At 66.5% G+C, this 12,116-nt stretch carries 15 protein-coding genes; 8 read left to right on the top strand and 7 right to left on the bottom strand.

All coding sequences use genetic code 11. The features are described 5' to 3' along the window. Positions 1 to 83: 83 nt before the first annotated feature. Entirely contained in the window at positions 84 to 1,022 is a 939-nt protein-coding gene (locus tag MJO54_RS00495; RefSeq protein WP_046285369.1) for a class I SAM-dependent methyltransferase, read from the bottom strand. Positions 1,023 to 1,094: 72 nt separating this feature from the next. After that, a complete protein-coding gene (locus MJO54_RS00490) occupies positions 1,095 to 1,667 on the bottom strand; it encodes a TetR/AcrR family transcriptional regulator (protein ID WP_234821582.1) in 573 nt (190 codons plus the stop codon). Positions 1,668 to 1,854: 187 nt separating this feature from the next. Between MJO54_RS00490 and MJO54_RS00485 the strand changes: the two genes are divergently transcribed. Continuing rightward, on the top strand, positions 1,855 to 2,445 hold the full coding sequence (locus MJO54_RS00485) for a TetR/AcrR family transcriptional regulator (RefSeq protein WP_046285367.1): 591 nt from the start codon (positions 1,855 to 1,857) through the stop codon (positions 2,443 to 2,445). Here MJO54_RS00485 and MJO54_RS00480 read toward each other — a convergent pair. After that, positions 2,432 to 3,358, bottom strand: a complete 927-nt coding sequence (locus MJO54_RS00480; protein ID WP_350355703.1) for a DNA-3-methyladenine glycosylase family protein — start codon at positions 3,356 to 3,358, stop codon at positions 2,432 to 2,434. The genes MJO54_RS00485 and MJO54_RS00480 overlap by 14 nt on opposite strands. Positions 3,359 to 3,422: 64 nt before the next feature. Between MJO54_RS00480 and MJO54_RS00475 the strand changes: the two genes are divergently transcribed. Continuing rightward, positions 3,423 to 3,812 (top strand): nuclear transport factor 2 family protein, encoded by a 390-nt coding sequence (locus MJO54_RS00475; RefSeq protein ID WP_240175487.1) that lies wholly within the window; start codon positions 3,423 to 3,425, stop codon positions 3,810 to 3,812. A 15-nt stretch (positions 3,813 to 3,827) separates the two neighbouring features. On the opposite strand, the gene MJO54_RS00470 is transcribed toward MJO54_RS00475, so the two are convergent. The 3 genes from MJO54_RS00470 to MJO54_RS00460 are packed head-to-tail and all read right to left on the bottom strand — an operon-like array spanning position 3,828 to position 5,733. Further along, positions 3,828 to 4,223 (bottom strand): DUF427 domain-containing protein, encoded by a 396-nt coding sequence (locus MJO54_RS00470; protein ID WP_240175486.1) that lies wholly within the window; start codon positions 4,221 to 4,223, stop codon positions 3,828 to 3,830. Continuing rightward, entirely contained in the window at positions 4,220 to 5,230 is a 1,011-nt protein-coding gene (locus MJO54_RS00465) for an NAD-dependent epimerase/dehydratase family protein (RefSeq protein ID WP_240175485.1), read from the bottom strand. Before MJO54_RS00465 ends, MJO54_RS00470 begins: the two co-directional genes overlap by 4 nt. After that, entirely contained in the window at positions 5,227 to 5,733 is a 507-nt protein-coding gene (locus MJO54_RS00460) for a nuclear transport factor 2 family protein (RefSeq protein WP_064888985.1), read from the bottom strand. The genes MJO54_RS00465 and MJO54_RS00460 overlap by 4 nt, the downstream gene beginning before the upstream one ends. A 133-nt stretch (positions 5,734 to 5,866) precedes the next feature. Between MJO54_RS00460 and MJO54_RS00455 the strand changes: the two genes are divergently transcribed. The 6 genes from MJO54_RS00455 to msrA are packed head-to-tail and all read left to right on the top strand — an operon-like array spanning position 5,867 to position 10,729. Then, positions 5,867 to 6,406 (top strand): VOC family protein, encoded by a 540-nt coding sequence (locus tag MJO54_RS00455; RefSeq protein ID WP_052741261.1) that lies wholly within the window; start codon positions 5,867 to 5,869, stop codon positions 6,404 to 6,406. 11 nt (positions 6,407 to 6,417) lie between these two features. Next, positions 6,418 to 7,251: an enoyl-CoA hydratase/isomerase family protein gene (locus MJO54_RS00450; RefSeq protein WP_046285361.1), complete on the top strand. Its 834-nt coding sequence runs from the start codon at positions 6,418 to 6,420 to the stop codon at positions 7,249 to 7,251. 5 nt (positions 7,252 to 7,256) lie between these two features. Then, entirely contained in the window at positions 7,257 to 7,901 is a 645-nt protein-coding gene (locus MJO54_RS00445; RefSeq protein WP_046285360.1) for a TetR/AcrR family transcriptional regulator, read from the top strand. A gap of 16 nt (positions 7,902 to 7,917) precedes the next feature. After that, on the top strand, positions 7,918 to 9,030 hold the full coding sequence (locus tag MJO54_RS00440) for an alpha/beta hydrolase (protein ID WP_046285359.1): 1,113 nt from the start codon (positions 7,918 to 7,920) through the stop codon (positions 9,028 to 9,030). Further along, a complete protein-coding gene (locus tag MJO54_RS00435; protein WP_052741260.1) occupies positions 9,030 to 10,205 on the top strand; it encodes a cytochrome P450 in 1,176 nt (391 codons plus the stop codon). The genes MJO54_RS00440 and MJO54_RS00435 overlap by 1 nt, the downstream gene beginning before the upstream one ends. A 17-nt stretch (positions 10,206 to 10,222) precedes the next feature. After that, positions 10,223 to 10,729 (top strand): peptide-methionine (S)-S-oxide reductase MsrA, encoded by a 507-nt coding sequence (gene msrA / locus MJO54_RS00430; protein ID WP_046285358.1) that lies wholly within the window; start codon positions 10,223 to 10,225, stop codon positions 10,727 to 10,729. A 6-nt stretch (positions 10,730 to 10,735) separates the two neighbouring features. Here msrA and MJO54_RS00425 read toward each other — a convergent pair whose 3' ends face one another. Then, positions 10,736 to 12,085 (bottom strand): cytochrome P450, encoded by a 1,350-nt coding sequence (locus MJO54_RS00425; RefSeq protein ID WP_234821581.1) that lies wholly within the window; start codon positions 12,083 to 12,085, stop codon positions 10,736 to 10,738. Positions 12,086 to 12,116: the final 31 nt, after the last annotated feature.

Genomic DNA, 12,116 nt, shown 5'->3' with positions numbered 1-12,116 from the left:
AAAAGGCCTAGCGCCAAACTTCCAGGCCTTCTCTGTATACGGGGGATGAATCGAGTCCGCTATGTCGGGTCGGGTATGCCGAGTCAGCCGCGCACTGCGGTCACGAACTCCGAGAACGCGTCGGCGTCGTCCGTCACCGACACGTCCACCCAGCGGTTCAACCGGCGCATCTCCGCGGTCGACGGCTGTGAGGCGGCCCGCCAGCCGTGCTCGTCGAGCCATCCCCGCACCGACGCGCGGTCCTCGTCCTGGTAAATCAGATCCTGGATGTCGAGGCTCTGCGTCAGGCCTACCGTCTCGGCGATCTTCTTGAAGCGCTCCGCCATCTGCTGGCGCCGCTCGTCGGAGCGGTGGTTGCCAGCGGTCTCCGCCGCGATCCGGCTCCCTGACGCGCTGAGCTCGGTGATTTGCTCGAACAGCCGGTCCTGCCCCTCAGCGGGCAGGTACATCAACAGTCCTTCGGCCAGCCATGCAGTCGGGGCCGCGGGGTCGAAGCCAGCGGCAGTCAATGCGGCGGGCCAATCCTGCCGCAGATCGATGGGCACGGTGCGACGCTCGGCCGCCGGCGTCACGTCATTGGCCGTCAGAGTCTGCTCTTTGTAGGCCAGAACCTTCGGCTGGTCGATCTCATAGACGGTGGTGCCGGCCGGCCAGTCCAGCCGGTAGGCGCGCGAGTCCAGCCCGGACGCCAGGATCACCACCTGGCGGATGCCGGCGGCGACCGCGTCGGCGAAGAAGGCATCGAAGAAATGGGTGCGGACCGCCTGGTAGTTGCGCATGTGGTGATAGACCGCAGCGACCTCGGCGTCGATGGCCTCCACCTTGTCGACCAACGTGTCGTCGAGCAGCATCTCCCAGATCCCGGTACCGGCACCGGCGACCAGGAGTTTGGCGTACGGGTCGTTGATCAGCGGATCGGCGCTGGCCGTCTCCGATGCGCGGGCGGCGGCCACCATCACCGCCGTCGAGCCGACACTGGTGGCGATATCCCAGGTGTCGTCGTGGGTACGGAGTGCGCTCATCGGTTTACCTCGCTTGGTCGCGGCCGCTGTCGCACGCGATACTACCGATGAAAGTTAGCCGGGCTATTAACTTTATCCGTCGGCTGGCTGACGCAACTGCCAGAGTTCCTGGGTCAACAGCGCCTGCAGTGTGGCGACCACCCCGGCCGCTGCCGCCTGATTGCCGACCAGTGACACATAGAAGGCGATGCCCCACAACACAGCCAACAGCATCTCGGTCAGCTCACCCATACTCGAGGTCGAGACCAACTCTCCCCGGTTGATGGCTTCGGTGAGCGCCTCGGCCAGAAACGCCCGCGGGGGGCCCTGAATGTCGCCGACCAACGACTTCAACACCGGGTCTCGCTGAGCGTCCACCACCGCGGTGACGGCAAACGCCGCCACGGTTCGGTCATCTTCGCCGAGTTGGGTGAAGCTCACGATGACCGAAGACAATTGTCCGACCAGGGTGGGCTCGGTGCGCGCCTGATCGACGGCGTGCGCGAACAAGGTCTCAGCCTGCGTCAGAACCGCCTGATAGAGCAGGTTCTTGCTTGGAAAATAGTGGTTGATCGCCGGGCGGGTCAGCTGTGCCCGCTCCGCTATCGCCTGGAACGTCGTTGCGTGGTAGCCGAATTCGCCGAAGACGCCGCTGGCGGCGGTCACGATGCGCTCTCTGGTCACGCCAGATCGCGCCCCGCGGGGGCGCCCCACCCTGCGAAAAACCGCATCCCGCACTGCACAAGTGTGGCACGGCATAGCGCGCAACCCCAGAAAAATCGAAATTACGAATATTCACTTAAGACTCAGCTGTGCTGTATGCCAACTGCGCCCAGCGAACTAAAGTCGACTTATGGGCGCGGTTCTCTCTCGACAGGCGTACTTCGAGACCGGTTTCGAAGTGCTGTCCGAATTAGGCTACGGCGGCCTCAAGCTCGCCGAAGTCTGCAACCGGCTCGGCGTGACGACGGGCTCGTTCTATCACTACTTCACCAGCTGGCCGGTTTACACCCGTGACCTGGTCCAACACTGGCTGGATGAGCGCACCCTCCAGCACGTGGAGTTCGTACGCGCGATACCCGACCCGCGGCAGCGCCTCGACAGCCTGATTCAGATCGGCCTGACCCTGCCGCACGGGGCCGAAGCGGCCATCCGCTCCTGGAGCTCGGCGGACGCCCGGGTTCACGCGGTGCAGGCCGAAGTGGATCAGCAACGCTTCGACATCCTCTTCGAATCGGCGCAGGAAGTCCTCCGCGACAAACGTCAGGCGCAGCTGTTCGCAAACTGGGCGATCTACCTGCTGATCGGCTACGAGCAGGCGCTGCTGCCGCGCGAAGCCTCCACGTTCGAGTGGATCGCCGCCCAATTGCTCGACGCGCTCGACTGCGGGAGGTTTGCCACAGCGTCCGACGACCCGCCCGGCACGTCGTTTACAGCGAGCTGATCCGCTGCAGGGCCAGACGCGGCCCCCGTCGTTTGCTGACGGCGAGCCCGCTGTCGATCAGCAACCGAACGACGCGGTGCCGGTGCGGCCGCATCGGCTCCATCAGTTCGACCATGGCTTCGTCGGTGAATGCCTCGTCGAGCGGCAGGCCAAGCAGGGTGCGGCCGATCATCGTCGCTAGGTGATAGTCCCCGACCGATAAAGCGTCGGCATCACCGAACGCTCGCTGCGCGGTTTCGGCCGCGGTCCACTCGCCGACGCCGGGCAACGACATCAGCGCCGCCCGCGCCTCCGCTGCCGGGCGGGTAGCCAGCCGTTCCAGGGCATCGGCTCGCCCCGCGCAACCGACGATGGTGCGCGCCCGCCCGCCATCGACGTTGGCACGATGGAACTTCCAGGACGGGACGGTCCGCCAGGTCTGCGCCGACGGCGGCACCCGCATTCGCGCCGGCGCCGGACCGGGAGCCGGCGAGCCGAACTCGGTGACCAGCAGGCGCCAGGCCCGAAATGCGTCAGCACCCGGCACCCGCTGCTCGAGCACAGCCGGGATGAGCGCCTCGAGCACCCGGCCGGTGCGGCCTAGGCGCAGGTGCGGCACGCGCCGATAGGCAGCGATCACCGTCGGATCGGTCGGCGCGAAGTCGGTCGCGTCGTCGTGGACGCCCAACAAGCCCGGTGCCCCGTCAAGAAACTCCGTGGCGCCGGCACCCCAGGCCGCACAATCCACCGCATCGGGCGCCACCTGGACGATGCGCGCCGTCACCGGGCCGCTGGGCATCAGGCTGGTTCGCCAGATGGCCTCGTCCACCACCTGTAGGCAGGGGTCACCCGGCCCGCGGCGCAGTGGGGCCAGCGTCAGCGCCGGGCTGGCCGGGCCGGGAAAAGCGACGGTACGAGAAAGCGAATTACTGATGACGCGATCATAAGGATCGCCTGTCCTCGTTGACCGCTCCCCGCCGCCCGGTCACGATGGAGAAATGGCCACCCCGTTCGATGATCCGCAGGCGGAATTGGCGTGGATGTTCTTACAGGGCATCTCCGGCGACGACGACCTGGACGACATTTTTGCGCTGGTCAGCGACGACTTCACCTGGTGGAGCATCCTGACCCGCCAGGCCGTCGACAAGGATGAGCTGCGGCTGGAAGTCGAACAGCGCCGCCTCGGCTTGCGGATCAACCTGGAGCTGGTCCGGTGCATCAACGAACACGAGACCGTGGTGATCGAGGCGCTGGGTGACTGTCATGCCGCCGACGGTTCGCACTATGACAGCCCGCTGGCGTACATCGTCGACACCCAAGACGGACGGATCGTCTCGGTTCGCGAATACACCGACACCCGGTTCGCCGGGCAATTGTTGGGGCTCTAGGGAAGCTCTTGCGCCTCAGACTTCAGCGACGCTGATGTCGGCTTTGTTGGGGTAGAACGCGACGTGCCCGGCGATCGGCGCAACCGCCGCAAACGGCTGCTCGTAGGTCCAGATCGCGTCGGCGATCGTCTGGCCGGCCGGGGTGGTGACATGAAAGTAGGCTGCATCCCCCTTGAACGGACAGTAGCTGGTGGTCGCGCTTCGACTGAGCAGGTCGCGGCGCACATCGGACATCGGAATGTACTGCACCGCAGGGTGATTCGATTCCTGCAGGGTGAGCGCGTTGGCACTGTCGGCGATGATCTCGTCGCCGATCCGTACCGTGACCTGCCGCCCGGTCGGGGTCACGGTGATCGGGTACTCGTCAGTCGGGATGTGTATCGGTCGTCTGCCTGAATGTCCGTGTGTCATGCCGGCGAACCTCGCTTCTTGGCGTTGCGCAGTTTCACCCAGAAACGCGCCGCCTCCCGAATCGATTCCTCAACCGGTCGTGGCTGCCAGCCGAGCTCACGCACCGCCTTACTGTGATCGACTGGGGCTTCGGCGCGCATCATCCGCACCGACTTCAAGCTCAGCTCGGCATCCTTACCGGTCAGGCTCGCACGCAGGCTGCCGAGTGCACCCAGCGCATACAGCGCCGGCACCGAGATCGAACGCGACGGCGCCGGCATTCCCGCTTCGTCGGCCGCGATCTTGACCACGTCCTGCAGCGCGATCAACCGTTCGGAGATCAGGTAACGCTGGCCATTGCGTCCACGCTCGGCGGCCAGGATCATCGCGCGGGCGGCGTCGTCGACCCCGACCACTTCCAGCTCGATCCCTTTCATCAGGAACGGCAACTTGCCGAACGCCGCTCCCGCGATGAACGCGCCGTGCGGGGTCCGACCCCAGTCGCCGTCGCCGTAGGTGGTCGACACGCACATCGCGACCGCGGGCAGGCCGGCTTCGGCGCTGCGCAGCACCAGCTCTTCGGCCTGCACCCGGGACTGGACATAGGGCGTCAGCCCGCGCGGGTTGATGATGTCTTCCTCGTTGGCGACGTGACCGCGACGCCGACCCACCGTGGCGTAGCTGCTGGTGAACACGAATCGGCGCAGGTCGGCGTCTTTTGCAACTTCCAAGACATTGCGGGTGCCCTCGACGTTGGTGCGGAACAGCGGGCTCGGGTCGCGCAGCCAGGCGCGGGTGTCCACGACGCAGTAGTAGACGTCGTCGCAGCCGGCCATCGCCTCGGCCAGGGTGGCCGAGTCGAAGATGTCGCCGTGGAACCGTGTTACGTCGAGGTGGTCGATGGCGATGGTGTTGGCGCTTGGGCGCACCATCACCCGTACGTCTTCTCCGGCGTCGACGAGCTGGCGGGTGACGTGCGATCCCAGGAATCCGTTGGCTCCGATGACGAGCTTGGGCTTGCGGCTCATGCGTTTCCTCCGAACTGCTTCATCCAGGCGGCCGCTTCGTCGTCGAGGGTGCCGAGCTCCTGGGCTTTGCGGCACCATTTCATGCTCGCGGCGACGAAGCGCAGCGGGTTGTAGATGTCCTCCTGGCGGGACCACAGGCCGTCGCCGGCATAGGTGACGATCGAGATGTTGGTGGCGCTGATGATGGTGCCGTCGCCGGGGTCGCGCATGGGGTTGTCCAGTTCGCAGATGATGCGCCCGCCATCCTCGTCGATGACGGTCCACAGTGCCGGGAACTCGGTCATGTAGCTGCCCGGGAAGGTCGACATGGTCTTGCGGATCCAGCTGCGCACCTCGTCGCGGCCGTGCATGGTGCCCATCGCGTGCTCGACGTATTCGACGTCGGGGGTGTAGTGCGCCACCCACGCATCCCAGTCCTGAGTCTCGGCGGCGCGAGCGACGGTCTGCTCGAACACATCAAATGCGGCAGCGAGTTCTGCGCGGCTGAACTGCGGTTTCGTCATGTCAAGAACTAGAACACGTTCTAACCAGGTTGTCGAGAGTCCGCGCCCAGAATCGAATCTGGGTTTATATTCGAGAACAGTGCTACGGTGACGCCGTCGGCCCACCGCGGGCCGTGAGGAGGTTCGGCAGCCAGTGACGTCCCCCAAGCCCGCCGTCGGTCTGCACCACGCCGCCTACGCCTGCGCCGACCTGGAGGCCACGAACCACTTCTACGAAGACCTGCTGGGATTGCCGCTGGTGCATACCGAAGTCGAGCACCTGCAGGAAGGCTTCTTCCGACATGTCTTCTACGACCTCGGCGACGGTTCGTGCATCGCATTCTTCGACCTGCACGGCGTCGGGGAGAAGCCCGACTGGTCCAGCTCGTTGTCCCGCCCGAACGGACTGCCGGTCTGGGTGAACCATTTCGCGTTCCGGGCCACCGAAGAGAAGCAGAACGAAGTCCGGGCACGCATGGATGCCGCCGGCATCAAGGCGCTGATGGACGTCGACCACGGCTGGTGCCACTCGCTGTACTACCTGGACCCCAACGGCATCATGATCGAGCTCTGCCGCGACACCCCCGGGTTCGAACCCGACCCGGAGCAGGCGCACAAGCTGCTGAACAGCACCGAACGCGCCGCTGACCCCAAGGTGGTCACGTCCAAGACGACCACCACCCAGCTCGGCTGAATCGGGCAATCGTGGGCGTCGATTCCCTGGCGTCGCTGAAGGTCAGCCACGACGGACGGGTGGCTCGGGTCCGCATCAGCCACGGCGAGATCAATCTGATGGACGCCACCATGATGGGTGACCTGTGGCGACTGGTGAACTGGCTGCGCTCGCCCGCCGGCCGTGACGTGCGGGTGGTGGTTCTGGAAAGCGCCAACCCCGACTTCTTCATCGCCCATGTCGATCTCGCGCTGCTGGCTGCCTCGGCCGAGAACACCGAGGCCGCCTGCGGTTCCTTCCAGGATCTGGTCGGCGCATTCCGGGCTCTCGACCCGGTCACCATCGGCGTGGTCGCCGGGCGGGTGGCCGGCGGCGGGATGGAACTGCTGGTCAACCTCGATCTGCGGTTCGGGGTCACCGGCCGCGCGCTGTTCAACCAGATCGAGACCGGCGTCGGTGTGATCCCGGCCGGTTCGGGTCCGCAGCACCTGCTCGGTCTGCTGGGACGGGGCCGGGCACTGGAAGTCATCCTGGGCCATGACGACCTCGACGCCGATCTCGCCGAGCGCTACGGGCTGATCAACCGGGCCCTGGACGCGGACGCCGTCGGTCCCTTCCTGGACCGACTGGTGCAGCGCATCGCCTCGGTACCCCTGGCCGACATCGCCGACGTCAAGGCCACCCTGGCCGCCCCGGACTTCGCCACGGGGCTGGCCGTGGAGCGCTCCGCGTTCGCCCGGATGCTGGCCCGCGGTGCGGCGCTGCCGAAGATGCAACGCTTCCTAGCCGCGGGCGGCCAGACGCCCGATGGCGAACGCCGACTGGCCGAGCTGGTCGCCGACCTAGAGCAGACGGAACCGGTGTGACACCCATGGACGGCGAGGCCGCGGACGGGTCGGCCGCCCGCCCCACCATCCGGGGCCGCGACACCCAGGCTCGCCTGGAACGGGCGGCCCGGGAGGTGATCGCCCGCAAGGGTTTTTTCAAGACGACGATCACCGACATCACCTCTGCCGCCAAACGCTCGCCGGCGTCGTTCTACCACTACTTCGGGTCCAAGGAAGAATTGCTGGCGTCGCTGGCCGAGGACTTTCGGGCCATGGCCCGCAGCCGTGCGGTGCAGGCCTTGCACCCGGGCCAGGATCTGCACGCGATCATCCAAGAATCGGTGCGCGCGCACTGGGACACCTACCGCGAACACCTCGGGGTCATGGTCGGGGTGTTCCAGCTGGCGATGATTGACGACGCGTTCGCCCAGCGCTGGCGAGAGATGTGCGCCGACGCCATCGACTGGGTGGCACAGACGGTGCGAATGGCGCAGCGCAAGGGCTATGCGACCGACGCCGACCCGGAACTGGTCGGGTCGGCCATCGTCGCCATGCTCAACCACTTCACCTATGTCTGGCTGGTGGCAGGCGGCGATGTCGCCGGCCGCGAACTCGACGAAGAAGCAGCAATCAAGACGCTCACTGACACCTGGTATCGCTCAGTGAGCTGGCGGGGTCAGGATTCATGATCAAAGGAGTAACGCAGTGGCAGTAACCCGCGAATTCGTTTCGCTCACTTCGGCATCGGCGGGCGTGAACCCCGCCGGCTATCACCCGGCCCAGGGGCTGTACTGGACTCCGGCCGGCGTTAAGCCGAAGGTGGCGGTGATCGCCAGCCACTACAACGTGGACTTCGCCGAGCACTACCTGGCGCCGCTCATTGCCGAACGCGGCTACGGCTTCTTGGGTTGGAACACCCGGTATCGCAGCGGCGAGTCGTTGTTCCTGCTTGAGCACGCACTGCTCGACATCGCCGCCGGCGTGCAGTGGCTGCGCGAACAAGCCGGCGTCGAGACGATCGTCTTGCTCGGCAACTCCGGCGGTGGATCCTTGATGGCCGCCTACCAGTCGCAGTCCGTAGACCCGCACATCACAGGAGTCGGCGGCGGCCCAGTGCCGGATGCGGTCAATGCGCTACCGCCCGGCGACCTCTATGTGTCCACCCAGGCCCACGCCGGGCGCCCGGAGGTGTTGACCGCGTGGATCGACCCGTCGGTGACCGACGAGACCGACCCGCTGTCGTGTGACCCGACTCTGGACATGTACGCCGAGCAGAACTCGCCGCCCTACACCCCGGAATTCATCGCCCGCTACCGCCAGGCCCAGCGCGACCGCAATGACCGGATCACCGCGTGGGCGCAGGCAGAACTCAAGCGGCTCAAGGCCGGCGGCACCTACGACCGCTCCTTCTCGGTGCACCGGGTGTGGGCCGACCCGCGTTACCTCGACGCCTCGCTCGACCCGTCGGACCGTCCGCTGAACTCGTGCTACCTGGGTGACCCGCGGCGCGCCAACCGCGCGCCGTACAACATCGCCGCGCACTGCACGCTGCGGACCTGGTTGTCGATGTGGAGCCTGCAGACGTCGTTCTGTCAGGGCGCACCGCACCTGGGACGGATCACGTTGCCCTCGTTGGTGATCCAGGGCACCGCGGACACCGGTGTCTTCCCCAGCGATGCGCACCACATCCACGACTCGCTGGCCAGTACCGACAAGCAGCTCCATTTCATCCCCGGCGACCACTACCTGGAGCAGCCGACGGACAGCCGCACGATCTGCGCGGATCTGGTGGCGTCCTGGATCGCTGAACGCACCTGATGGCCACGCTCGACTTCGACTTCCGCGACCCGGAGCTGCACGTCGATCCGTTGACGTATCAGCGGCGGTTCGCCGAAGCCGAGCCGGTGCACCGCAACAGCCAGGGGCTGTGGGTGCTGACCCGCTACGCCGACGTGCTGGCGATGCTGCGCGACGAGCGGGTCAGCACCGACCGGCGAAACCTGTACCGCAACAAGCTCGATCCGGGCCGCCCGTACCTGACCCACGTGGAACACAACCTGTTCTACCGGTCCGGTGACGATCACCGCCGGCTGCGGGCGCCGCTGTCGCGGGCGTTCACGCCGCGCGCGCTGGCCTCCTTCGAGGCCGAAGTCGCTTCCCGGGCCCAGTCTTTGGCGGCGGGGCTGGACCCAGGAGGCTTTGACCTGGTGGCCGAGTTCGCCAAGCCATTGCCGCTCGGGGCGATCGCCACGCTGTTGGGGGTTCCCGACAGCGAATTGGACAACCTGGCGACCTGGTCGATGGCGCTGATCGGGGCTTTGGAGCCGGCGGCATCTCGGACCGCGTTCGCTGCCGCGGACGACGCCGCCGCGGGAATGAAGGCTCTGCTCGCCGATCTGCTGGTGCTGCGTCGTGCCGCTCCCGGCCATGACCTGCTGTCGGTGGTGGCCACCAGCGGGCTGCCGGTGTCCGACGACGAGCTGCTGCACAACGCCATCTTCTTGCTGTCGGCCGGGCACGACACCACCACGGCCGTGCTGACCGGGGCGGCCGAACTGCTGATCCAGGAGAAGGGGCAACGCGGCCTGCTGGCCGACTCCCCGCACGCCGTTGACGAACTGGTCCGGATGATCAGCCCTGCCCTGATGATCTCCCGGGTGGCCAGCGCCCCGATCGAAGTCGGTGACGGGAAGAACACTGTGATCGAGACCGGTGCCCCGATCCTGCTCGGGTTGGCGGCCGCCAACCGGGACCCGGCGGTGTTCTCCGACCCCGACCGCCTGGACCTGGCCCGGTCGCAGACCGGCCACCTGGGATTCGGGTTCGGCCCGCATGTCTGCCTGGGCGCGCCGTTGGCCCGCATGCAGATCCGGTTGGGCCTGCTCGCCCTGTTCGACCGGTTCCCCGAGTTGACGGCGCAGGCGCCACCGCACCGCGAGCCGAGCGCCGTGCTGACCAGCTATCGTTCCTATCCGCTGGCGGGTCACCGATAGCTGCGGATAATCGGGGCATGACCAATTTCCAGAGAGCGATCCTGGCCGGCGGCTGCTTCTGGGGCATGCAGGATCTGATCCGCAAGCAGCCCGGCGTGGTGAGCACCCGAGTCGGCTACACCGGCGACCCCAATGTTCCGAATGCCACCTACCGCAATCACGGCACCCATGCCGAGGCCATCGAGATCACCTACGACCCCACGGCTACCGACTACCGCAACCTGCTGGAGTTCTTCTTCGCCATCCATGACCCGACCACGCCTAACCGGCAGGGCAATGACGTCGGCACCAGTTACCGCTCGGCGATCTTCTACCTCGACGACGAGCAGCGCCAGATCGCGCTGGACACCATCGCCGACGTGGAGGCCTCCGGACGCTGGCCGGGCAAGGTGGTGACCGAGGTCAGTCCCGCGGGGGATTTCTGGGAGGCCGAACCCGAGCATCAGGATTACCTGGAGCGGTTCCCGGGAGGCTACACCTGCCACTACATCCGGCCGAACTGGCAGCTGCAGCCGCAGCGCTAACCGGGGTCAGTCCCGGCGGCGCACCGTGATCCGTCCGCCATTCTTGGGCGTGAAGGCCACGCCGCGAGAGTGGTACTTCTCGCCGGGCGCTGTGGTGGTCTCGATGGTCAAGCGCTCCAACACCGTCCGCAACACCACGTCCATCTCCAGGTTCGCGAAGGTCGAGCCGGGGCAGCGCCGGGTGCCGCCGCCATACGGCATCCACTCGAACGCTGACGGGCTGCCGTTGATGTAGCGCTTGGGGTCGAACCGCTGCGAATCATCGAACGCGGCGGCGTTCTGGTGGACCTGGTTGATGGCGACGATCACCGAGTAGCCGCGCGGAATCACCCACTCGCCAATCTGGATGCTGGGCGCGTAGACATGCCGTCCGGAGAAGTCGATCACGGTGCGCACCCGCTGCACTTCCCGAATCGTGGCGCGCCGCAGCGTGTTTCCACCAGCGTCCGCTTCGGCAGTCAGTTCGTCGAGCAATTCCGGGTAGCGGCTCAGCCGCTCGAAGACCCAGGCCATGGTGGATGCCGTGGTCTCATGGCCGGCAGCAAGCAGGGTCAGCAGCTCGTCGCCGATCTCCTGGCGGGTCATGGTCGTACCGTCTTCGTGGTTGCTACGCAACAGCAGCGTCAGCACGTCGGATCGGTTCTCGAAATCAGGGTCGGCTCGGACATCGGCGATCAGCTTGTCCAGGATGACGTCGTAGTGAGCACGCCATGCCTCCAGCCGGCCCCATGGGGTGAACCGACCGTACCGGCGAATCGGAATCGGCAAGGCCGCCAGCCGAGAGCCCAGCGTCACCCACTTGGGCAGGAGCGCCCGCAGCTGATCCAGTTCAGCGCCTTGGGCTCCAAAGATGGTCCGCAGGATGACGTTCAGGGTGATCCGGTTCATCGGACCGAAGGTCTCGAAGGGCTTTCCGGTGGGCCATTCGGCGATCTCGCGCAGGGTCTCCTCGACGATGATCTGCTCGTAGGCGCGCACGCTCTTGCCATGGAACGGTGGGCTCAGCAAGTTGCGCCGGCGCCGATGCGCCGCGCCGTCGAGCGCGAACACCGAACCCGAGCCGAGTACCCGCGACAGGTTGGGCTGGATGTTGCCCAGATCTTCGGGATTGGTCAGCATCACCTGCCGGACCAGGTCGGGCTCGGTGACGATGACGGTCGGCCCGAACAACGGGACCTCGACGGTAAAGGCGGCGCCGTATCTGGCGGTCAGGCGTTGCAGCACTCGGCGCCGGGACAGGATGAACAGCACTCCCGCTATCAGCTTGAACCCGCGCGCGCTGGGCGGCAGGTTGATCGCCGGTGATTCCGGGGTTTCGACGGTGTCCGCGGCCGTGCCGGCCATCGTGTGGGTCATGCGACGCCTCCCGACGTGAGATCTGGTACCG

The sequence above is a fragment of the Mycolicibacter virginiensis genome, from assembly GCF_022374935.2.
GTDB classification, from domain to species: Bacteria; Actinomycetota; Actinomycetes; order Mycobacteriales; family Mycobacteriaceae; genus Mycobacterium; species Mycobacterium virginiense.
This window is presented reverse-complemented; position numbering and strand designations above follow the sequence as displayed.